This is a genomic window from Enterobacter oligotrophicus, from assembly GCF_009176645.1.
Lineage (GTDB): Bacteria > Pseudomonadota > Gammaproteobacteria > Enterobacterales > Enterobacteriaceae > Enterobacter > Enterobacter oligotrophicus.
The window spans coordinates 992,069-1,013,817 of sequence record NZ_AP019007.1; the positions used below are offsets into that span (position 1 = coordinate 992,069).

Annotated in this window: 19 protein-coding genes; 3 read left to right on the plus strand and 16 right to left on the minus strand. The window is 57.5% G+C overall.

Features of this window, described 5'->3' with window-relative positions; genetic code table 11:
- Positions 1-5: 5 nt before the first annotated feature.
- Positions 6-1,520, plus strand: a complete 1,515-nt coding sequence (locus EoCCA6_RS04685; protein ID WP_152081694.1) for a tripartite tricarboxylate transporter permease — start codon at positions 6-8, stop codon at positions 1,518-1,520.
- On the opposite strand, the gene menE is transcribed toward EoCCA6_RS04685, so the two are convergent.
- The 8 genes from menE to EoCCA6_RS04725 form a co-directional block, all read right to left on the minus strand.
- Positions 1,521-2,882 (minus strand): o-succinylbenzoate--CoA ligase, encoded by a 1,362-nt coding sequence (gene menE / locus EoCCA6_RS04690; RefSeq protein ID WP_152081695.1) that lies wholly within the window; start codon positions 2,880-2,882, stop codon positions 1,521-1,523.
- On the minus strand, positions 2,879-3,844 hold the full coding sequence (menC, locus tag EoCCA6_RS04695) for an o-succinylbenzoate synthase (protein ID WP_152081696.1): 966 nt from the start codon (positions 3,842-3,844) through the stop codon (positions 2,879-2,881). Before menC ends, menE begins: the two co-directional genes overlap by 4 nt.
- Positions 3,844-4,701: a 1,4-dihydroxy-2-naphthoyl-CoA synthase gene (menB, locus tag EoCCA6_RS04700; protein ID WP_080328564.1), complete on the minus strand. Its 858-nt coding sequence runs from the start codon at positions 4,699-4,701 to the stop codon at positions 3,844-3,846. The genes menC and menB overlap by 1 nt, the downstream gene beginning before the upstream one ends.
- Complete coding sequence (gene menH, locus EoCCA6_RS04705; RefSeq protein ID WP_152081697.1) at positions 4,698-5,468, minus strand: 2-succinyl-6-hydroxy-2,4-cyclohexadiene-1-carboxylate synthase; 771 nt, start codon at positions 5,466-5,468, stop codon at positions 4,698-4,700. The genes menB and menH overlap by 4 nt, the downstream gene beginning before the upstream one ends.
- Entirely contained in the window at positions 5,465-7,135 is a 1,671-nt protein-coding gene (menD, locus tag EoCCA6_RS04710) for a 2-succinyl-5-enolpyruvyl-6-hydroxy-3-cyclohexene-1-carboxylic-acid synthase (protein WP_152081698.1), read from the minus strand. The genes menH and menD overlap by 4 nt, the downstream gene beginning before the upstream one ends.
- Before the next feature lie 88 nt (positions 7,136-7,223).
- The gene (menF, locus tag EoCCA6_RS04715; protein WP_152081699.1) at positions 7,224-8,519 is read right to left on the minus strand and encodes an isochorismate synthase MenF; all 1,296 of its coding nucleotides are present in this window, start codon (positions 8,517-8,519) and stop codon (positions 7,224-7,226) included.
- Positions 8,520-8,615: 96 nt separating this feature from the next.
- Positions 8,616-8,921: a stress response protein ElaB gene (gene elaB, locus EoCCA6_RS04720; RefSeq protein WP_152081700.1), complete on the minus strand. Its 306-nt coding sequence runs from the start codon at positions 8,919-8,921 to the stop codon at positions 8,616-8,618.
- A 53-nt stretch (positions 8,922-8,974) separates the two neighbouring features.
- A complete protein-coding gene (locus EoCCA6_RS04725) occupies positions 8,975-9,436 on the minus strand; it encodes a GNAT family N-acetyltransferase (RefSeq protein WP_152081701.1) in 462 nt (153 codons plus the stop codon).
- Positions 9,437-9,507: 71 nt separating this feature from the next.
- Between EoCCA6_RS04725 and rnz the strand changes: the two genes are divergently transcribed.
- Both rnz and EoCCA6_RS04735 read left to right on the plus strand, forming a co-directional pair.
- Complete coding sequence (gene rnz, locus EoCCA6_RS04730) at positions 9,508-10,425, plus strand: ribonuclease Z (protein WP_152081702.1); 918 nt, start codon at positions 9,508-9,510, stop codon at positions 10,423-10,425.
- A gap of 64 nt (positions 10,426-10,489) precedes the next feature.
- Complete coding sequence (locus EoCCA6_RS04735; RefSeq protein ID WP_152081703.1) at positions 10,490-11,494, plus strand: chemotaxis protein; 1,005 nt, start codon at positions 10,490-10,492, stop codon at positions 11,492-11,494.
- A 99-nt stretch (positions 11,495-11,593) separates the two neighbouring features.
- Here EoCCA6_RS04735 and nuoN read toward each other — a convergent pair whose 3' ends face one another.
- The 8 genes from nuoN to nuoG form a co-directional block, all read right to left on the minus strand.
- On the minus strand, positions 11,594-13,051 hold the full coding sequence (gene nuoN, locus EoCCA6_RS04740; RefSeq protein WP_114977649.1) for an NADH-quinone oxidoreductase subunit NuoN: 1,458 nt from the start codon (positions 13,049-13,051) through the stop codon (positions 11,594-11,596).
- A 6-nt stretch (positions 13,052-13,057) separates the two neighbouring features.
- A complete protein-coding gene (gene nuoM / locus EoCCA6_RS04745; RefSeq protein WP_152081704.1) occupies positions 13,058-14,587 on the minus strand; it encodes an NADH-quinone oxidoreductase subunit M in 1,530 nt (509 codons plus the stop codon).
- A 159-nt stretch (positions 14,588-14,746) separates the two neighbouring features.
- Positions 14,747-16,588, minus strand: a complete 1,842-nt coding sequence (nuoL, locus tag EoCCA6_RS04750; protein WP_014832758.1) for an NADH-quinone oxidoreductase subunit L — start codon at positions 16,586-16,588, stop codon at positions 14,747-14,749.
- Positions 16,585-16,887, minus strand: coding sequence for an NADH-quinone oxidoreductase subunit NuoK (nuoK, locus tag EoCCA6_RS04755; protein ID WP_003861496.1), 303 nt, complete (start codon positions 16,885-16,887; stop codon positions 16,585-16,587). Before nuoK ends, nuoL begins: the two co-directional genes overlap by 4 nt.
- The gene (gene nuoJ / locus EoCCA6_RS04760) at positions 16,884-17,438 is read right to left on the minus strand and encodes an NADH-quinone oxidoreductase subunit J (protein WP_006811379.1); all 555 of its coding nucleotides are present in this window, start codon (positions 17,436-17,438) and stop codon (positions 16,884-16,886) included. The genes nuoK and nuoJ overlap by 4 nt, the downstream gene beginning before the upstream one ends.
- Before the next feature lie 10 nt (positions 17,439-17,448).
- Positions 17,449-17,991 (minus strand): NADH-quinone oxidoreductase subunit NuoI, encoded by a 543-nt coding sequence (gene nuoI / locus EoCCA6_RS04765; protein ID WP_010433353.1) that lies wholly within the window; start codon positions 17,989-17,991, stop codon positions 17,449-17,451.
- Positions 17,992-18,005: 14 nt separating this feature from the next.
- Positions 18,006-18,983, minus strand: coding sequence for an NADH-quinone oxidoreductase subunit NuoH (gene nuoH, locus EoCCA6_RS04770; RefSeq protein ID WP_152081705.1), 978 nt, complete (start codon positions 18,981-18,983; stop codon positions 18,006-18,008).
- Positions 18,980-21,703: an NADH-quinone oxidoreductase subunit NuoG gene (gene nuoG, locus EoCCA6_RS04775; RefSeq protein ID WP_152081706.1), complete on the minus strand. Its 2,724-nt coding sequence runs from the start codon at positions 21,701-21,703 to the stop codon at positions 18,980-18,982. Before nuoG ends, nuoH begins: the two co-directional genes overlap by 4 nt.
- Positions 21,704-21,749: the final 46 nt, after the last annotated feature.

Sequence of the window (21,749 nt, forward strand, 5' to 3'; positions counted from 1 at the left end):
ACGCTATGGATACCTGGATTTATCTCTCTCAGGGGTTCGCGGTAGCGATGACCCCGGAAAACCTGGTGATCGCCCTGATCGGCTGCTTCGTGGGCACGATCGTCGGCCTGCTGCCCGGCCTTGGTCCCATCAACGGTGTGGCGATTTTACTGCCGCTGGCCTTTGCCCTGCACCTGCCCGCGGAATCCGCGCTAATCCTGCTGGCGACGGTCTATATCGGCTGCGAGTATGGCGGGCGCATTTCATCAATACTGCTTAACGTGCCCGGCGATGCCGCCGCCATTATGACCGCGCTCGACGGCTATCCGATGGCGCAACAGGGGCGCGGCGGCGTGGCGCTCTCCATTTCTGCCGTCAGCTCGTTCTTTGGTTCGCTGATTGCCATTGGCGGGATTATTTTGTTTGCCCCTGCCCTGGCGCAGTGGTCACTGGCGTTTGGTCCGGCGGAATATTTTGCTCTGATGGTGTTCGCCATTGCCTGCCTCGGCAGCATGATGGCGCAGAATCCACTGAAGTCGTTTTTGTCCGCGCTGATTGGCTTAGGGTTAGCCACCGTCGGCGTGGATGCCAACACCGGGGTTTATCGCTTTACCTTCGACAGCGTTCACCTGTCTGACGGTGTACAGTTTATCGTCGTCGTGATCGGGCTGTTCTCTGTCTCAGAAATTTTACTGATGCTGGAACATACCAGCAGCGGGCAGACGCTGGTGCGCAAAACCGGCCGGATGCTCTTTAATGCCAAAGAAGGGGTACAGTGTGTAGGTGCCACGTTACGCTCATCGGTGATCGGTTTCTTCGTCGGCGTTCTGCCTGGCGCAGGGGCGACCATTGCCAGCGCCATCACCTACATGACCGAGAAAAAGCTGAGCGGTAACAGTGATAGCTTCGGCAAAGGCGATATTCGCGGCGTGGCAGCTCCGGAGGCAGCGAACAATGCCTCAGCCTGCGGCTCGTTCATTCCGATGCTGACGCTTGGCGTACCGGGCTCCGGCACCACGGCGGTGATGATGGGCGCGCTGACGCTCTATAACATCACGCCTGGCCCGGCGATGTTTACTGAACAGCCGGATATTGTCTGGGGTCTGATTGCGGCCCTGCTGATCGCCAACGTAATGCTGCTGGTGATGAACATCCCGCTGATCGGCCTGTTCACCCGCATGCTGACCATTCCACTGTGGTTCCTGGTGCCTGCCATTGCCGCCGTCTCTGCGGTTGGGGTGTATGCCGTACACAGCACCACCTTCGACCTGGTATTGATGGTGCTGCTTGGCGTGCTGGGCTACATCCTGCGCAAAATGCACTTCCCGATGTCGCCGCTGATTTTGGGCTTTGTGTTAGGTGAGATGCTGGAGCAGAACCTGCGCCGCGCCCTCTCCATCAGTAACGGTAACATGTCGATTCTGTGGGAGAGCAGCGTGACGAAGGTGCTGCTGGCGATGGCAATTATGGTGATCGTGGTGCCGCCGGTCCTGCGTCTGCTGCGTCGACGCCAGCGTAAGCCTCAGCCGGACATCGGCTGATTATCCTCTCAGAAGTGCATTGACCCACTGTTTCAACGCCTGGCGGGAGATTTTAATCCCGCCATTTTTTAGTTCAGCGGGCAGCGCAAGCCAGTGTACCGGCTGCTCAAAACGCGCCAGTTTTCCCTGCACCCAGTCAGGAAAAAGCGTGATATCCGTACCCGGTTCGCACTCCACCACCGCCACCGGACGTTGCCCGAACTCGGCGTCGTCCAGAGGAACGATAAACACCTGGCTTATCTGCGGATGCGTGGCGATAACGCGCTCCAGCGCTTCCGGCTGAATACCTTCTCCCCCGCTGAAAAAGAGATTGTCCATGCGGCCCAGTATGGACAGGCGTCCGTTACGCCACTCACCGCGATCGCGGGTGGCAAACCAGCCCTTATCGTTCGTCAGCGGCAGCAACGCCCCGTCCTGCCAGTAGCCCGCCGCCATGCTTTGCGCCTTGATCCAGACTTCACCTTCAACCACCTGCACCTCTCTGCCCGGCAGGGCAACGCCGACGTCCGGCTCGCCGTCCGCCTCTTTCGCGCAGACGGTAGAGGCAAACTCGGTCAGGCCATAGCCGCAGAAGGTCCAAATCCCCTGCTCGCGCGCCTTCTCTGTCAGTTCCACAGGAATGGCCGCCCCGCCGAGCAGAACGGCTTTCAGCGCGACGTTTTGCTGAGAATTCAGCAGACGCCACAACTGCGTTGGCACCAGCGATGCATGCGTACAGCCCTGTAATGACTGCTCCAGCGGCTGCTTCTCGCGAACAGTCAACCGCGCGCCTGCCTGCAGCCAACGCCATAAAATCCCCTGCCCTGAGACATGAAACAGCGGCAGAGACAGAAGCCAGTCATCGTCACCCCCGTAGGGCATCAGCGACAGGACGCCCTGTGCACTGGCAAGGTGCGCCGCGCAGGTATGGACAGCCGCTTTGGGTAAGCCAGTAGAGCCGGAGGTGAGCGTCATGGAGGCCAGGCGCTCCGGTTGCCACGAAGCAGCATCGTTACCGGAGTGTTCGCTCAGGACAAGTGAAGCGAGCCCGTCAAATGCACCGTCCAGCACCAGAGCATGGCGCAGCGTCATCTGCGGGAGCAACACGTCCAGCAGCGGTCGGGGTAACTGAGGGTTCACCGGCAGAATACGCGCGCCGCACTGGAGCAGCGCAAGCCACGCCAGCAGGGTTTGCGGGTGGTTATGGGCGAGCAGCATCACGCCGTCGCCCTCCTGCACACCCTGACGATGAAAACCCGCCGCGAGGCTGTCGATACGCGCGCACAGCTGTTGCCAGGTGAGAATATCGTCGTTCAGGCGTAATGCAGGTTTATCGGCATACTGCGCACGCCAGTGCCGCCAGGGCCAGTCGGTAAAGTTCATAACACCGGCTCCAGCGCCTCAACGCCAGGACACAGCAGTGTGCTTTCCGGCCACTGGCGGAGCAGCTGCGTTTGCATCAGGTTCAGCGTATCAAGGCCAGGGAGGGTGTCTGGCGTCAGCCAGGCGGCGATGCGCGCCAGTTGCGTCAGCCCAAGGCTGGACTCAATGGAGGAACTGATCACCGCCGTCAGCCCTGAGGCATGCGCCGCCGCGACCTGCTCCCGCACCTTCGCAAGGCTGCCCGTCAGCGTCGGTTTAATGATCACCGCACTCACACCGGGCTCTGCGACAAACTGGAAATCCGGCTCGCGCAGACTTTCATCCCAGGCAATCGCAATACCCGTTTCACGGGCAAAAGTGCGGGAGTCATCGCGGGTTTTGCACGGCTCTTCCAGAAACGCGATGCGGTCGCGATGTGCCGGATTGACGTACTTCGCGAACTGCTGCGCTTTAAGCGGCGTCCAGGCCCGGTTGGCATCGAGACGCAGGCGCAGATCGGGGATCGCTTCCAGCAGCAGGTTGGCGACCATTCCGTCACGTACCGCTTCATACAAACCGACTTTGATTTTCGCCACTTTCTCACCGGGCATGGCGGAGAGCAGCGCGAACAGTTCGTCCGGATCGCCGGTACAGAGCGGTGCAGCGCGGTAATTGGCTTCCTGTGGCAATGTGCCGTCAAGCTCCGCCAGCGCACAGCTGATACCGAACGCAGCGGAAGGCACCTCCGGCAGTGCCGGAGCGGCCCCTTCGCGCCATTCGCGCGCCCACGTCACCAGCGCGGATTGCGCGTCATCCAGCGACTCCTGGCTGAAGCCCGGAAGGGGCGAGATTTCGCCCCAGCCTTCGCACTCATCCTGCTGCAGATGAACGAAGAGTCCGTCACGGGTTTTTAACCGCCGTTCACGCAGCACCACGCCCGCGTCCATCGGTATCTGCCAGCGGTAAACCTGCGCGCGACGCATTACGGGTTCCGTTTGTATTTACTGAAGTCTGGCTGGCGTTTTTCGTTAAACGCGTTGCGTCCTTCCTGGCCTTCTTCGGTCATGTAGAACAGCATGGTGGCGTTACCCGCCAGCTCCTGCAGGCCCGCCTGACCGTCACAGTCGGCGTTCAGGGCGGCTTTCAGGCAGCGCAGCGCCATCGGGCTATTTTGCAGCATTTCGCGACACCAGCGCACGGTCTCTTTTTCGAGATCGGCAATCGGCACCACGGTGTTGACCAGGCCCATATCCAGCGCTTCCTGAGCATTGTACTGACGGCACAGGAACCAGATTTCGCGGGCTTTTTTCTGGCCGACAATACGCGCCATGTAGGACGCGCCCCAGCCGCCGTCAAAGGAGCCGACTTTCGGGCCGGTCTGACCAAAGATGGCGTTTTCAGCGGCAATGGTCAGGTCGCACATCATGTGCAGCACGTGGCCGCCACCGATGGAATAGCCCGCCACCATCGCGACAACCGGTTTTGGACAGGTGCGGATCTGGCGCTGGAAATCGAGCACGTTCAGGTGATGCGTACCCGCGTCATCCTGGTATCCGCCGTAGTCGCCACGCACTTTCTGATCGCCACCGGAGCAGAATGCTTTGTCACCTTCACCGGTCAGGACAATCACGCCGATGTTGTCGTCATAGCGCGCATCCGCCAGCGCCTGGATCATCTCTTTTACGGTCAGCGGACGGAACGCGTTACGCACCTGCGGGCGGTTGATGGTAATTTTGGCAATGCCGTCAGCCGATTTGTGGTAACGAATGTCCGTGTAGCCTTCGGAGCAGTCTTGCCATTCAACCGGCGCGTAAAGCATGTGTTCATCAGGATAGATCATAGAGTGTCCTTTGTTCGAAGACGCAGTATCTGAGCCAGACTAGCGACAACCGCATCAGGGTTTTCCCGATGGGCGTTGTGTCCGGCGTGAGGAATAACATGGCGTCCGGCATTCAGTTCAGCCGCAATAGCCGCGAACTTTTCGTCACGCTCGCCAAATAAATAATAGAAATCGCACGCCTTAAGCGCGGAACGTAAATCAGGCTGTACGCCGAGCGACGTCGCCTCAAGCATCTGCGCCAGATGCGCACCATTGTTCTGGCTGCGCAGGGTGATAAGGGCCTGGCGCTGCATGTCCGTAAGGGAAGCAAATACGGGCTGTTGATACCAGTCGGCAAAAACCGTTTCGAGTGCCTCAGTGCGAAAACGCGTCGCCCAACGGCTATCGGATGCAAACCGTGTCGCACGCGCATCGGCATCCTGGAGTCCAGGATGTCCGCCTTCCACGATCACCCCGCACAGCCCCTTTGGACGCTGGCAGGCATGGAACATCGCGATGCGGCCGCCGAGGGAGTAACCCACCAGCCAGTAGTTTAGTATGTTGTAACTAAGCAGGGTTCTTGCGAGCAAATCGCTCATTTCGTCGAAGCCTGATACGCCAGTATCAGCAGAATGACCATGACCAGGCAGATCGAGGTACAGCCGGGGATAATCATTCAGGGACTCCCCGACAACCTGCCATTCACGGCAATCACCAGAAAAGCCGTGCAGAAAAACCAGCCACGGGTAGCCTGATTTTCCGGTCTGCTGGACGCCCGAGAGGATCACAGCTGGCTCACCTGCGCCAGCAGGGTTTGTAGCTTCTGAGCACCCTCAGAATCATTCACCACCAGCTCAATAAGTGTGGCACCGGGCTGTCGCCACGCGGTACTCAGCGCCGCATCCATCTCTTCCCAGTTTTCCGGGCGATGATATTTAAGGCTGAACATCGCTGCCGCATGTTCAAATTGCACGTTTTGCGGCATCAGATAGAAGCGTTCGCGCTCACTCTGCGGCGTGGGCAACAGGGAGAAAATCTGCCCGCCATTGTTGTTGACCACAATCAGCACAAACGGCGCAGAAGCCTGACGCAACAGCGCCAGCGCGTTGAGGTCATACAGCGCGGAGAGATCGCCCACGATGGCGAGGGTGGATTTGGCGCTGGCACGCTGCACGCCTGCCGCCGTCGAAATCAAACCGTCGATGCCGCTTGCGCCACGGTTGCTGTAAACCGGATAGCCTGCAGGGAGCTGAGAGAAGGCATCAATCAGGCGCACCACCAGGCTGTTGCCGACAAACAGCTGCCCCTGCTCAGGCAGATACTGGCGAATTCGGTGCGCCAGCCCGGCTTCACCAAAACCTTCACACTGCGCTTTGGTGATGTCCCACGCCTGGCGCGAGAGTTCCGGGATCGCCACCGCCCAGGGTTTGCGTTTTTCAGCCGGATGCAGTTCCAGCCAGGCATCAATCTCGCTGACCAGACGACGACCGCGATGATGCGCCGGATCGAGCCGCCCTTCCAGCGGGTCAATCAGCCAGTATTCTTCTGGTTTACAGGTCGCCTGCCATTGCAGTAAGCGCTTTCCGGTGAGGCTTGAGCCAAGCTGGACAATAATCTGCGCCTGCGCCAGTTCCGTAACCGCTTGCGCATTACCGAGCCAGAGATCGACACACGGCAGCGGCTGGCCAGTCTGGGAAAGCACGTCGCCTATCAGCGGCCAGCCGAGAGTTTGCGCCCACTCCGCCACCCGTTTGCCTTCGGCAGCGCTCATGCGCCCGGCAATGATGACGCCGCGTTTCTGACGCCAGAAGAACCAGTCGCGCTGTTTTGCGCTTTCCAGATGCGTGTGCTCACGCAGCCACGGCTTTTCATTCTCCCACCAGTCGCCAAGCTGCTGCTGCCAGGCCAGACCGGTTTCGTTCAGTTCGCCATACAGCGGCTCGGCAAACGGACAGTTGATATGCAACGCGCCACTGCGCAGCGAGCCTACTGCGTGATCCAGCGTAGAGACCAGCCAGCTTGCCGGAATATCCTGGGTTGGACGCGGTAACGAGACCGTCTGCGAAGGGTGAGACGCGAAAATACCCGGCTGGCGAATAGCCTGATTAGCACCGCAGTCGATTAGCTCCGGTGGACGGTCCGCCGTCAGCACAATGAGTTTTTCACCGGTTAACCCGGCTTCGATGATCGCCGGATAGAGGTTCGCCACCGCCGTGCCGGAGGTAACAATCACCGCCACGGGTTCTTTGCTGACTTTCGCCAGCCCTAATGCCAGATGGCCCAGACCACGCTCGTCAAAATGGGTGTGATGAATCAGTGCCCGGTTTTCAGCCGCCGCCAGCGTCAGCGGAGTTGAACGAGAACCGGGTGCAATACACACGTGCCTGACGCCATGGCGGGTCAGGGCTTCAAGGATCACCGTCGCCCAGCGCCGGTTAAAAGAACTTACTGACATGAGGTTGTCCGGTATCAATAATGCGACACAGTATAAATAATAGAAAAAGTTGGAATTTTGATATGAATCGGGATTGCGCGAATCAGTATTAATCCCTAAGGAGCAAAGAACGCAGCCCGGCGGCTTTGTTTTCTATCTCCTGCCACTCCTGTTCCGGGTCGGAACCGCTGACGATGCCCGCGCCCGCATAGAGGCGTAGCGCGGCATCATGAACACGCGCAGAACGCAGCGCCACGCAAAATTCGCTTTGTTCGGGCGAGAGATAACCGGCCGATCCGGCATACCACTCGCGATAGAAAGGCTCAACGCTTTCGATAAATTCGCGCGCGGGTTGGCGCGGTAATCCTGCCACGGCTGCCGTTGGCTGCAGGGCGTACAGGCAAAGCTCGTCGTCGGCCTGTTTTAGCTCGGTCCAGATACAACGACGTAAGTGCTGCACCTTACGCAAGCGAACGACCTGCGCTGGCAGCACCTCCAGCGCGTGCGTGTGGTGCTGTAAACGCTGACAGATATCTTCCACCACCAGCATGTTTTCACGCTGATTTTTATCGTCGTTCATCAGCCATTCGCCCAGACGCTGGGCGTGTTTATCGTCGGTATGGCTGGCGACTGTCCCTGCCAGCGCTTCAGTACGCAGCAGATTTCCACGCCGCCGCCACAGGCGTTCGGGCGTGGAACCGAGAAACGCATTGCTGGCATCGAACACCATGCAGAAATGGTAGCAATTTAAATTCAGGGCGCGGCTGGCAGCCATCAGCGCAACAGCGTCGACGGGCTGGCTGAACTGCAGATCCGTTGCGCGTGCAAGCACCACTTTTTCAAAATCACCGCGTGCGAGGGTCTCCGTGGCCTGGCGAATAAGATCAAGCCATTGTGGTTTTTGCGGATGATGCGTTTCATGCAGAATCTGCGCCGACAACGGGCTAATCGGCTTAGCATCATTAAGCTGCTCTAAAAATTGCAGCGCGTGACGGGCATCATCCTGCAGGGAGGTTTCGCTCCAGAGCTGCAGGCGCAACGTGGCCCCCCCGGCGATACGCCGCCAGAGCAGGCGTGGTAAAAACAGGCTACCGTGAGCCGGGTTAAAGGCGTTAAGGCCACAGATGCGAATATCATTGGCTGCATTATGCGTATGCAAAAACTGCGAGGCGGCGGCAAGCGAATCAAATTGCGCTACGGCACCAAGGGCGGCAAGCTCTTCATCACCGCTACGCTGCTGCCAGTAGAATTGCGGATAACAATATTGAGCACCCAGCCAGGCCAGGGGATCGAAGGCGTCGTTTAACGGGAAAGAGACGTCGAAATGACGCAAACCAGGTGTAGCGGGTAACGCTTGCGCAAGCTGGCTGCGCAGATGTTCCAGCGCGATGGAAATCGAATGCACGCGAACCTCTCCCTGTAAAAACCTCACATTATACGGGGTACTGACCATAAATTGCAGTACCCGCGTACAGGGAGTGGTTAACCGTTTATTACAGGATTAGCGGCGGGCCAAAAGCAGACCAAGAACCAGCCCCACGGCAGCACCGACGCCGATGCCCTGCCACGGTTTTTCATGCACGTAATCATCAGCACGATAAACCGCTTTTTTGGCGCGGTAGTAGTAATTATCGGAAGCCTGGCTGACGCGCGATTTCACGTCATGCAGTGCCTTTTCGGCACGTTCTTTCAGCTCAATATACTTTTGGTCGGCAGGGTCGCCCGATGAACGTAACACCTCTTCCAGCGTTTCGCTCAGTAAAGCCAGGTCGTCATCGATACGGGTATCCCAGGATTGAAATGACATAATTTTCTCCATGTTAGTACACCAGTCCGCTAACTATAGACAACGACGAGCCATTACGCCTGTTTCGCTTCCCTTGCCATACCGATATGGGGAATACCATCTTCGTCGTACACCTCTGTCACCGGCGTAAAACCAAAATGGGCATAGAATGATTGCAGATGTGCCTGCGCACCTAAATATAACGCTTTGTCCGGCCACTGTTTTTCACAGGATGCCAGCGTTTTCTCCATCAGTTGATAGCCCAGCTTTTCACCGCGCGCTTTACTGCTGACGATAACGCGGCCGATGACGACAGGCTCATTATCATCCGCGCTTTTCAGAATCCTCGCATACGCCACCAGCGCGTTGTCTTTCCAGCCAAGGATATGGCGGTTGTCGCCGACCAGGTCATCGCCATCGATGTCCTGGTACGGACAGGTTTGCTCAACCACAAACACTTCGCAGCGCAGTTTAAGCAGCGCATACAGCGAATTAACGGTTAACTCACTATGGTGTAAATCTTGCCACTGGATCATGTCAGTCTCCTTCCTGGGGTTCATCACGTTATACTAAACCCCTCCCCATTCGGCAAAGGGCTGATTACGTTATGGAACTGATTTTTCTGGGTACGTCCGCCGGTGTGCCAACCCGCTCACGAAACGTGACGGCCATACTGCTCGATCTGCAGCACCCTACCCGAGGCGGGTTGTGGCTGTTCGACTGCGGCGAAGGCACTCAGCACCAGTTGTTACACACCGCTTATCATCCGGGTAAAGTGGATAAAATTTTTATCACCCATCTGCATGGCGACCATCTGTTTGGCCTGCCCGGTCTGTTGTGCAGCCGTTCGATGGCCGGGAATGCCAACCCGCTGACGATTTACGGGCCAGCCGGCATTGCCGAATTTGTGGAAACGACGCTGAGACTGAGCGGCTCGTGGACAGATTACCCGCTGGACGTGATCGAGATTGCAGAAGGTCTGGTCTTCAATGATGGGGACTATAACGTCACCGCTCAGCCGCTAAACCATCCGGTGGAGTGTTACGGCTATCGCATTGAAGAGCATGACAAACCCGGCGCGCTGAATGCCGCTGCGCTGATCGCAGACGGCGTGAAGCCGGGTCCACTGTTCCAGCGTCTGAAACAGGGCGACACGATTACGCTGGAAGACGGACGCGTGGTCAACGGAGAGGATTATCTCGCCCCACCTCAGCCAGGCAAGAAACTGGCGATTTTTGGCGATACCGCCCCGTGCCCTTCCGCCCTGCAGCTGGCTCATGGCGTGGATGTGATGGTTCACGAAGCCACGCTGGAAGCGGCGATGGAAGAGAAGGCCAACAGCCGGGGTCACAGCTCCACGCATCAGGCGGCACAGCTTGCCCGTCAGGCGGGCGTCGGGAAATTGATCGTCACCCACGTCAGCTCGCGTTACGACGCCCAGGGCAGTGAACGCCTGCTGGCAGAGTGTCGTGAGGTCTTCTCAAACTGTGAGCTGGCCGAAGATTTCACTCAGGTCAGCGTTTAGTCCTTCATTTTTCCCTCAGAGTGCCGATAACGATTAAAAGGTCAGCATTTCTCTTGAGGGTAGAATGGATAATTTCCAGAAAGATATTGATGACAGGGCGAATCTCACCCTGTCGAACCGTTTTGAACTGTTGCTGTTCCGTCTTGGCACCTCTTTGAACGAAAATAAATCCGAGCTGTTTGGCATTAACGTCTTTAAGCTGCGTGAAATCGTGCCGATGCCGGAGTTCACCAAACCGGCGGGGATGAAGTCCCCGTTGATGGGGATGGTGAACATTCGCGATCAGGTGATCCCGGTGATTGACCTGGCCGCCGTCGCGGGCTGCAAGCCAACAACCGGGCTGAACATTCTGCTGATCACCGAATATGCCCGCAGCGTGCAGGCGTTTGCTGTGGAATCGGTTGAGAACATCATGCGTCTCGACTGGAAGCAGGTTCACGCCGCTGAAACCGCCGTCAGCGGGCGCTATATTACCAGTATCGCCTGCCTGGACGAGAAGACCGATACCAACGATCTGGCGATGGTGCTTGACGTTGAGCAGATCCTGTATGACATCACTCCTGCAAACCACGATCTGCACGCCACCAACCTGCAGACCACCAAATTCAACATCAAACCGGGCTCTGTCGCGATTGTCGCGGAAGATTCGAAAGTAGCGCGCTCGATGCTGGAGAAAGGACTGCAGGCGATGGAGATCCCTGCACAGTTGTATATCACTGGTAAAGACGCGTGGGAGAAAATTGGCGTGCTGGCGGCACAGGCGCAGGCTGAGGGCGTGCCGATCACCGATAAGATTGCGCTGGTGCTGACCGACCTCGAAATGCCAGAGATGGACGGCTTTACGCTGACGCGCAAAATCAAAACCGATCCGTTCCTGAAAGATATTCCGGTGGTGATCCACTCTTCCCTGTCTGGCAACGCTAACGAAGATCATATTCGTAAAGTGAAGGCGGACGGGTATGTGGCGAAGTTTGAGCTGAACGAGCTGTCGTCGGTGATTGAGGAAGTGCTGGACCGGTCGATGAAGAAGATTGAGGGGCCGCTGATCAGTCGCAAGCAGCTGGCTTAGTCGGGTGGCGCTTCGCTTACCCGACCTACAAAACCCGTAGGCCCTGCAAGCGTAGCGCCGCTGGGCAATAAAAAACCCGCCGAGGCGGGTTTTTTGTTTTTACATCAGCGGCATCGCGTGCTGCACAATGTCGATCAGCGGCTGCGGATAGATACCGAAGATCAGCACCAGCAGCGCGGAAATCAGCACCACAATACCCCCGGCGCTATACTGCCAGTTGGTCGGCGCATCGCGGTTAAGCTGCTGAGGTGCGCTCAGATACAGACTCACCGCCACACGCAGGTAGTAGTACAGGCCAATCGCAGAGCCGATAACCACACCCGCCGTCAGCCACCACAGGTGTGCCTGCACACCCACAGCCAGCACGTAGAACTTACCGATAAAGCCCAGCGTCATCGGGATACCTGCCAGAGAGAGCATCATCACGGTCATTACGGCGGACAGAATCGGACGGTGCCAGAACAGACCACGGTAAGAGAACAGAGAATCGGCATCCGGCCCACGGTACGGGCTGGACATCAGGCTCACCACGCCGAACGCGCCGAGGCTGCTGAACAGATAACCGGCCAGATACACGCCCACGGTCTCCATCGACATCTCACCGCTCTGCAGCGCAATCAGCGCCACCAGCAGGTAGCCCAGATGGGAGATAGATGAATAACCCAGCAGACGCTTGATGTTGGTCTGGCTCAGCGCCATCAGGTTACCGAAGATGATGGAAACGAACGCGATAATGCCCAGCACGACGCGAACCGCTTCGCTGTCACCTACCGGCGCGTACAGGAACAGACGCATCACCACACCGAAGATAGCGATTTTACTCGCCGTCGCCAGGAAGGTAGACACCGGAGCTGGCGCACCCTGGTATACGTCTGGCGTCCACAGGTGGAACGGCACCAGAGAGAGTTTGAAGCCGAGGCCAACAATCATCATGCCCAGACCTGCCAGCAGCAGCGGCTCATGCAGCATGCCATCGCCCAGGCTCTTGCCGAGCGCCACGAAGGAGAGGTTACCAGACTGTGCATACAGCAGCGCGATACCGAACAGCAGGAACGACGACGCGGCAGCAGACAGGATCGTGTACTTGATACTCGCTTCCAGAGAGCGTTTCTGGCGGAAGGCATAACCAATCAGGCCGAACAGCGGCAGAGAGATCAGCTCAATACCGAGGAACAGCGCGGCCAGATGGTTCGCATTCGCCAGCAGAATGCCGCCCAGTGCGGCAATCAGTACCAGCAGGTAAAACTCTTCTTTATTGTCGTTATAGCCTTCAAGCCACGGATACGCAAAGGTACAGGTTGCCAGGCTCGCCAGCAGCACCAGTCCGGTGTACAGCATGGCATAACCGTCAACGCGCATCAGCGGCGTGACGTCCATTGCACCCGCTTGGCCAACAAACCAGAGAGAGACTAACGCAGCGTTCAGACCCAGAACGGACAGGGTCGCATTCAGGAAGTGATTGCGTCGCCACGCAATGGAGAGCATCACAACCACCACCGTCAATCCGACGATCAGCAGCGGTAGCAGCGCGATCAGTTGTTGTGGAGTTATTGTCATGGCGAATTACGGCCTTGTAGTAGAAGCAGAATTAACAAACCACTGCTGGATGTTACCCATCGCGCTGTGCGAGGTATCCAGAATCGGCTGTGGGAAGAAGCCCAGCAGCACCAGCAGTACGACCAGCAGCAGGATGATGAACAGCTCACGCAGCGACATCCCCGGCAGTTCTTGTGCAGCAATTTCGCTCTTCGCTTTACCGAAGTAGGCGCGGTGCAGCATCGCCAGCGAGTATACGGAAGCGAACACCAGACCAAAGGTGGAGATGACGGTGATCGTCGGCACCACTTTGAAACTGCCGAACAGAATCATAAATTCGCCGACGAAGTTACCGGTGCCCGGCATACCCAGAGTGGCCACAGCGAAGAACATGGAGAGCGCAGGCAGCCACTTAATTTTGCTCCACAGACCGCCCATCATACGCATGTCGCGGGTGTGCAGACGTTCGTACAGCTGACCACACAGGATGAAGAGACCGGCTGCAGACAGACCATGCGCAATCATCTGGATCACCGCGCCCTGGTACGCGAGCTGGCTGCCGGTGTAGATAGCAATCAGCACGAAGCCCATGTGGGAAACGGAAGTGTAAGCAATCAAACGCTTGATGTCGTACTGCGTGAAGGCCATCCACGCACCGTAGAAGATACCGATTACACCGAGCCACATGGCAATCGGCGCGAACTCAGCAGAGGCGTTCGGGAACAGCGGCAGTGCGAAACGCAGCAGACCGTAGGCCGCGGTTTTCAGCAAGATGCCTGCCAGGTCAACGGAACCCGCCGTTGGTGCCTGGGAGTGCGCATCTGGCAGCCAGCCGTGCAGTGGAACCACCGGCATTTTCACCGCGAAGGCGATGAAGAAGCCCAGCATCAGCAGGTATTCAACACCGTGAGACATCGGGGTCTTGAGCAGATCTTCATAATTGAAGGTCCAGACGCCGGTCGCATTGTGGTGAACAAACACCAGCGCCAGGATCGCAATCAGCATCACCAGACCACTCGCCTGGGTATAGATGAAGAACTTGGTTGCCGCCGTGATACGCGTTTTACCGTCGGATGCCTTGTGGCCCCACAGCGCGATCAGGAAGTACATCGGCACCAGCATCATCTCCCAGAAGAAGAAGAACAGGAACATGTCGATGGCAAGGAACACGCCGATTACGCCGCCCAGTATCCACATCAGGTTCAGGTGGAAGAAGCCCTGGTATTTTTCGATTTCTCGCCAGGAGCACAGTACCGCCAGAACGCCGAGCAGACCAGTCAGCACCACCATCAGCAGTGATAGACCGTCAATCGCCAGGTGGATGGTAATGCCGAAACGTGGTATCCACGGCAGGATGAACTCAGACTGCCACTGCGGAATGCCCGCAGACTGGGTCAGAGAGTAGCCACCCTGCAACCACAGTTGCAGGCCAAGCGCGAGCGTCAATCCCATGGTGATCAGCGCGATCCAGCGCGGCATCTTCACGCCAAAGCGTTCGGTCTGCCAGCACAGGAAGCCGCCGATGAAGGGAATTAATATTAGCCAGGGTAGTAACATGGCGATTTTTATTCCTTGTTAAAGTCCCTAAGGGACCGATTTTCAACAAATTCGACAAAATTCACGCGTTAGTGCGGTTTGTGGTGTCGGGTGGCGCTCACGCTTACCCGACCTACGGTCTCGTAGGCCCGGTAAGCGCAGCGCCACCGGGCAAAACCACTATCGCAACACCATCAGCAGCGCCAGCACGACAACCGCACCGATGCTCATGGACGCCACATACCAGCGCAGGTAACCGTTCTCGCTGTACAGCAGGCCTTTACCTGCAAAGCGGGAAAGGATCGCGGGGATATTCATCAGGCTGTTCAGTGGATCGCGCTTCAGCAGCCACGCAATGCCCAGGAACGGCTTCACGAAGATCATGTCGTACAGCCAGTCGAAGCCCCACGCGTTGTACCACCAGGTGCCCAGCAGACGGCCTGGCGCACTGTTGGCCACGGCAGTGACCAGCGTACGTTTACCCAGCCACAGCCATGCAGCAATCAGGATGCCCGCAATCGCGACCACACCGGAGGTGATTTCAAGCGTCAGAACGCGACCGTGCTCAAGCTCGGTGGTGTCTGGCAGTACGCCCTGCAGCGGTGGCACAATCATCGCGCCAACGAAGGTGGACAGTACCAGCAGTACAATCAGCGGCAGGTGGTGGGTAATCCCCTTCCCTGCGTGAGCGTGAATTTGTTCTTTACCGTGGAATACGATGAAAATCATACGGAAGGTATACAGGGAGGTCATGAACGCACCGACCAGACCCGCAACCATCAGATTGATATGACCATTCGCCATGGCACCCGCAAGGATTTCGTCCTTACTGAAGAAGCCCGCGGTAATCAGCGGCAGTGCCGCCAGCGCCGCGCCGCCCACCAGGAAGCAGACATAAACCAGCGGGATGGACTTGCGCAGTCCGCCCATCTTGAAGATGTTCTGTTCGTGATGGCAGGCCAGGATCACGGAACCGGATGAGAGGAACAGCAGCGCTTTAAAGAAAGCGTGCGTCATCAGGTGGAAAATCGCCGCGTCCCACGCCTGAACGCCCAGCGCCAGGAACATATAACCAATCTGGCTCATGGTGGAGTATGCGAGAACGCGTTTGATGTCGGTCTGCACCAGCGCGGCAAAGCCTGCCAGCACCAGCGTAACCGCACCGACGATACCCACCAGATGCAGAATTTCCGGAGTCATCAGGAACAGGCCATGAGTACGCGCAATCAGGTAGACACCGGCGGTCACCATGGTCGCAGCGTGGATCAGCGCAGAGACAGGGGTTGGACCCGCCATCGCGTCGGCCAGCCATGTCTGCAACGGCAGCTGTGCGGATTTACCCACAGCACCACCCAGCAGCATCAGCGTTGCCCACCACAGCATGTTATTGCCTGCGGCGAAGTGCGCCGGTGCCAGTTCCACCATTTCGCGGAAGTTCAGCGTGCCCAGTTCGTTGTAAAGAATGAACAGCGCAAAAGCGAGGAATACGTCACCCACACGGGTCACGACGAACGCTTTCATGGCCGCTGCGCCATTCTTCGGATCGGTGTAATAGAAACCGATCAGCAGGTAAGAGCACAGACCCACGCCTTCCCAGCCCAGATACATCAGCAGCAGGTTATCGGCCAGTACCAGAACCACCATGCTGGCGATAAACAGGTTGGTGTAGGCGAAGAAGCGGGAGTAACCCTCTTCACCGCGCATATACCAGGAGGCGAACATGTGGATCAGGAAGCCGACGCCGGTGACCACGGAGAGCATGGTCAGCGAGAGACCATCCAGCACCAGGTTGAAACCGATGTTGAAATCACCGACCGACATCCAGGTCCACAGCGGCACGCTGAAGGCCTGACGTCCGTTGTTAAAGAAGTCGATACCCGCATACGCTGTCACCAGCGCAGCCAGACCAACAGATCCCATGCCCACGGTCGCGGACAGATTCTCAGACCAGCGGCCGCGAGAAAACGCCAGCAGCACGAAGCCAATCAGCGGAAAAATAATGGTTAAGGCAAGCATGTTCATCCACGCAACTCACTTACTGAATCGATGTTCAGGTTCTGGCGGCGACGATGGAGCTGCAGCAACAGCGCCAGGCCAATACTCGCTTCGGCAGCCGCGAGGCTGATAGCGAGAATGTACATCACCTGACCATCGGTCTGGCCCCAGTAGCTCCCGGCGACCACAAAGGCCAGCGCGGAAGCGTTGATCATGATTTCCAGACCGATCAGCATAAACAGCAGATTGCGGCGGATAACCAGACCGGTCAGACCCAGAACGAATAAAATCGCAGCGAGGATCAGTCCATGTGTTAAGGGGATCATGCGCGTTCCTCCGTTTTTCTTTTCGCGCGGTCGTCAGTGCGGTTGCTCAGCACCTCGCCAGCACGCTCTTCACGGCCAACGTGGAAGGCGACAACCAGGCCCGCCAGCAGCAGCATGGAGGCCAGTTCAACCGCCAGAACGTATGGGCCGAACAGCGTAATGCCCACTGCTTTCGCGCTGATTGGCGTACCGTCGATGCCCTGGTCATTCACACCCAGAATGGCGTAAACAATTACCGCCAGCATGATGGCCGACAGAATCGCCGGGCCAATCCACACCTGCGGTTTTAACCACTGACGTTCCTGCTCAATTTCAGAGCCACCCAGGTTCAGCATCATTACCACGAACACGAACAGCACCATGATGGCACCCGCGTAGACGATGATTTCCAGCGCACCGGCAAAGTGCGCACCCAGCGCAAAGAACACCCCGGAAATGGCCAGCAGCGAAATGATTAAATACAGCAGCGCATGCACCGGATTGGTGTGCGTAATCACTCGCAGCGTAGCCAGGATGGCGATAAGGCCACAGATATAAAAAGCGAATTCCATTGCCCTCTCCTTACGGTAACAGGCTCTTGACGTCGATAGGCTTGGCTTCGTTCTCTGCTTCGCCCTTATCTTTGCCGTCGATTGCCATACCCGCCATCCGGTAGAAGTTATATTCCGGGTATTTGCCCGGACCGGAAATCAGCAGATCCTCTTTCTCGTACACCAGGTCCTGACGCTTGTACTCACCCAGCTCGAAATCTGGAGTCAGCTGAATCGCCGTGGTTGGGCACGCTTCTTCACACAGACCGCAGAAGATGCAGCGTGAGAAGTTGATGCGGAAGAACTCAGGATACCAGCGGCCATCTACCGTCTCGGCTTTTTGCAGAGAGATACAGCCTACCGGACACGCTACCGCACACAGGTTACAGGCAACGCAACGCTCCGAACCGTCCGGGTCGCGCGTCAGCACGATACGTCCACGGTAGCGCGGCGGCAGATATACCGGCTCTTCCGGATACATCTGGGTTTCGCGTTTGGCAAACGCGTGCAGGCCGATCATCCAGATACTGCGTACCTGAGTGCCGAAGCCTACCAATAATTCTTTTAAGGTCATGATCTCAAAGCCCCTTATGGCTGCTGCCAGAGAATGACAGCCGCCGTTACCAACAAGTTGACGAGCGTCAGCGGCAGGCACACTTTCCAGCCGAAGGACATTACCTGGTCATAACGCGGACGCGGTAAGGACGCACGAATCAAAATGAACATCATCATGAAGAACGCGGTTTTCAGCGCGAACCAGATGAACGGCGGTAAGAACGGGCCATGCCAGCCACCAAAGAACAGCGTTACCATCAACGCGGAAATGGTGACGATACCGATGTACTCGCCCACGAAGAACAGACCGAATTTCATACCGGAATATTCAATGTGGTAACCGTCGGCCAGTTCCTGTTCGGCTTCTGGCTGGTCAAACGGGTGACGGTGACACACCGCCACGCCCGCGATAGCAAAGGTAACAAAACCAAAGAACTGCGGGATAACGTTCCAGATGTCGGCCTGGTTGTTGACGATGTCGGTCATGTTGAATGAACCGGCTTGCGCCACCACGCCCATCAGGGAGAGCCCCAGGAACACTTCGTAGCTCAGCGTCTGCGCAGACGCACGCATCGCACCCAGCAGCGAGTATTTGTTGTTACTGGACCAGCCTGCGAACAGCACCGCGTAAACCGCGAGACCTGCCATCATCAGGAAGAACAGAATGCCGATGTTCAGATCAGCCACCACCCAGGTCGGGCTGACGGGAACGATAGCAAACGCCAGCAGCAGCGAGGTGAAGGCGATCATCGGTGCCAGAGTAAAGATCACACGGTCCGAGAAGCGCGGTATCCAGTCCTCTTTAAAGAACATCTTGATCATGTCCGCAACCAGCTGGAGTGAACCACCCCAGCCCACGCGGTTCGGTCCGTAACGGTTCTGGAACAGACCGAGCAGACGACGTTCACCAAAGCTCATGAACGCGCCGCAGGTGACCACCACCAGCAAAATCACAATCGCCTTCAGAATGCTCAGCAGGATGTCGATAAGATCCGGCGTTAACCAACTCATGCTTTTGCCTCCTGCAGATTATCAAGACGCGCACCCGCCAGTACCGGCGCGATGCCAGGCATACCCATTGGCAGACCGACCTGCCCTGCTGTCAGGCTTTCAGAAATGATCAGCGGCAGGCTGATTGTCTGACCGTCGTAGCTAAAGGCAATGTTCGCGCCCGCATTCACGCCCAGTTTCGCGGCATCTGCCGGGTTGAGCTTGATGTACGGCTGCGGCATACGGGCCTGGAATACCGGTGAACGCTGGGACATTTCGTCGCTACCAAACAGATGGTAGTACGGCGCAATACGCCAGTTCCCTTCCTGAGCCTGGAAGCTCGCCGGAACGGTCGTGAAGAAGTCCAGACCGGTTTCGGAGGCTTCAATCAGACGCACACCCGGATCGCCGTGGCGCAGAGATCCACCCACTTCAGCCTGGAACTTGTTCCATGCCTGCGGGGAGTTCCAGCCCGGAGCCCATGCAAACGGAACCTGGGAGCGCGGGGCAGACGGCTGGTTGTTCCCTTCCATGGAGAAGGCGAACATGGTGTCTTTATCCTGCGGCTGACGCGGTTCGTGCACGCTGATGTTGGCGCGCATCGCGGTACGACCGCTGTAGCGGTGCGGCTCACGCGCCAGTTTCTGGCCGCGAATACGGAAACTTGCGTCCGGCGCTGCATCTTTGATGCCCGCCAACTGAGGCAGTTTTTCCACCACTGCGTCGATAACATGATCGAGCTGCGTCCAGTCCACTTCACGGCTCTGCACGGTGCTGTGCAGAGAGTGCAGCCAGCGCCAGCTTTCCAGCATCACGGTGCTGCTGTCGTAGTAGGCCGGGTCATAAACCTGGAAGAAACGCTGTGCGCGGCCTTCGTTGTTGATCACCGTACCGTCGCTTTCTGCGAAACTTGCCGCAGAGAGCACCAGGTGCGCTTTGTCCATGATCGCGGTGCGCTGATGGTCGATTACCATCACCAGCGGCGCTTTGGAGAGTGCGGCGTCAACGCGTGCTGCAGAAGCGTGGCGATGCAGGTCGTTTTCCAGCACCACAACGGCGTCAGCAGCACCGGATTCCAGTTCGCTTAATGCTTCTTCCAGAGAGCCGCCGCCAATCATACCCAGACCGATGCTGTTGACCGCACGGGCAATCATGGTCACGCCAACGTCCGCACCACGGCCTTTCAGGGCTTTGGCAACGTTCGCTGCGGCCTGAATGATCTCGGCGCTACCGGCGTTCGTACCGGAAATAATCAGCGGTTTCTTCGCACCCGCCAGCGCCTGAACAATCACGTCGACCTTGTTTTGCAGGTCACGATCCAGTTCAACGGCCGGAGAGTTGTTGTCCAGGGCGTGTGCAATCGCAAAGCCAAGACGCGCCTGATCTTCAACCGGTGCGCAGTAGGTCCACGCGGCGATGTCGTCCAGACGGGTGTTGTCGACGTTAGTCACAAACAGCGGGTGCTTCGCGCGCTGGCCGATGTTGAGGATTGCCGCAATCTGCCAGTCAGCCACTTTCTGTGCCGCGGCCATTTCACGTGCTTTACCCTTCACCGCCTGACGAACCGCCAGAGCCGCGCGTGCGCCGGTCTGAGTCAGATCTTCACCCAGCACCAGAACTGCATCATAGGATTCAATTTCGCGCAGCGCAGGGGTATGTACACCACCTTCCCGCAGCACTTTCAGTACCAGCTGCAGACGTTCCTGCTCGCCCTGAGCGATACCGGTATAGAAGTTTTCCGCCCCAACCAGCTCACGCAGTGCGAAGTTGCTTTCGATGCTGGCGCGCGGAGAGCCGATACCGATCACTTTCTTCGACTGGCGCAGAATATCCGCCGCACCCTGCATCGCCTGTTCAGCGTTCAGGGTGATGAGGTCATCGCCACGGCGCTGAACCGGCTGACGCGGACGGTCTTTCAGGTTCACATAGCCATAGCCAAAACGACCGCGGTCACACAGGAAGTAGTGGTTAACGGTACCGTTGTAACGGTTTTCGATACGACGCAGTTCGCCGTAACGTTCACCAGGGCTGGTGTTACAGCCGAGGGAACACTGCTGGCAGATGCTCGGTGCAAACTGCATGTCCCATTTACGGTTGTAGCGCTCGGAGTGGGTTTTATCCGTGAACACGCCGGTCGGGCAGATTTCCACCAGGTTACCGGAGAATTCGCTTTCCAGCGTACCGTCTTCCGGACGACCGAAGTAGACGTTGTCATGTGCGCCATACACGCCCAGATCTTGACCGTCTGCGTAGTCTTTGTAGTAACGCACGCAGCGGTAGCAGGCGATGCAGCGGTTCATTTCGTGAGAGATGAACGGCCCCAGATCCTGATTACGGTGGGTACGCTTGGTAAAACGATAGCGACGGAAGCTGTGACCGGTCATCACGGTCATATCCTGAAGGTGGCAGTTACCCCCCTCTTCACAAACCGGACAGTCGTGCGGGTGGTTGGTCATCAACCACTCCACCACGCTTTCACGGAACTGTTTGGCTTCTTCGTCTTCAATCGAAATAAAAGTGCCTTCGGTGGCTGGCGTCATACAGGACATCACCAGGCGACCACGCGTGTCTTCCGCGTTTTGATATTGCTTCACCGCACACTGGCGGCAAGCACCGACGCTGCCCAGCGCCGGATGCCAGCAAAAATACGGAATATCGAGGCCAAGCGACAGACAGGCTTCCAGCAGGTTGTCCGCCCCGTTGACTTCGTATTCTTTGCCGTCTACATGAATCGTAGCCATTAGCATGCTTCCAGTTGGCTCGAATTGCTTCGAGCGTTAATCAAAA

What these genes read in the sequence shown, in the direction of transcription:
- EoCCA6_RS04685 (WP_152081694.1), top strand. Translation starts at nt 6, where the DNA reads ATGGATACCTGGATTTATCTCTCTCAGGGGTTCGCGGTAGCGATGACC.
- menE (WP_152081695.1), bottom strand. Translation starts at nt 2,882, where the DNA reads ATGAACTTTACCGACTGGCCCTGGCGGCACTGGCGTGCGCAGTATGCC.
- menC (WP_152081696.1), bottom strand. Translation starts at nt 3,844, where the DNA reads ATGCGTCGCGCGCAGGTTTACCGCTGGCAGATACCGATGGACGCGGGC.
- menB (WP_080328564.1), bottom strand. Translation starts at nt 4,701, where the DNA reads ATGATCTATCCTGATGAACACATGCTTTACGCGCCGGTTGAATGGCAA.
- menD (WP_152081698.1), bottom strand. Translation starts at nt 7,135, where the DNA reads ATGTCAGTAAGTTCTTTTAACCGGCGCTGGGCGACGGTGATCCTTGAA.
- elaB (WP_152081700.1), bottom strand. Translation starts at nt 8,921, where the DNA reads ATGTCATTTCAATCCTGGGATACCCGTATCGATGACGACCTGGCTTTA.
- EoCCA6_RS04725 (WP_152081701.1), bottom strand. Translation starts at nt 9,436, where the DNA reads ATGATCCAGTGGCAAGATTTACACCATAGTGAGTTAACCGTTAATTCG.
- rnz (WP_152081702.1), top strand. Translation starts at nt 9,508, where the DNA reads ATGGAACTGATTTTTCTGGGTACGTCCGCCGGTGTGCCAACCCGCTCA.
- EoCCA6_RS04735 (WP_152081703.1), top strand. Translation starts at nt 10,490, where the DNA reads ATGGATAATTTCCAGAAAGATATTGATGACAGGGCGAATCTCACCCTG.
- nuoN (WP_114977649.1), bottom strand. Translation starts at nt 13,051, where the DNA reads ATGACAATAACTCCACAACAACTGATCGCGCTGCTACCGCTGCTGATC.
- nuoM (WP_152081704.1), bottom strand. Translation starts at nt 14,587, where the DNA reads ATGTTACTACCCTGGCTAATATTAATTCCCTTCATCGGCGGCTTCCTG.
- nuoL (WP_014832758.1), bottom strand. Translation starts at nt 16,588, where the DNA reads ATGAACATGCTTGCCTTAACCATTATTTTTCCGCTGATTGGCTTCGTG.
- nuoK (WP_003861496.1), bottom strand. Translation starts at nt 16,887, where the DNA reads ATGATCCCCTTAACACATGGACTGATCCTCGCTGCGATTTTATTCGTT.
- nuoJ (WP_006811379.1), bottom strand. Translation starts at nt 17,438, where the DNA reads ATGGAATTCGCTTTTTATATCTGTGGCCTTATCGCCATCCTGGCTACG.
- nuoI (WP_010433353.1), bottom strand. Translation starts at nt 17,991, where the DNA reads ATGACCTTAAAAGAATTATTGGTAGGCTTCGGCACTCAGGTACGCAGT.
- nuoH (WP_152081705.1), bottom strand. Translation starts at nt 18,983, where the DNA reads ATGAGTTGGTTAACGCCGGATCTTATCGACATCCTGCTGAGCATTCTG.
- nuoG (WP_152081706.1), bottom strand. Translation starts at nt 21,703, where the DNA reads ATGGCTACGATTCATGTAGACGGCAAAGAATACGAAGTCAACGGGGCG.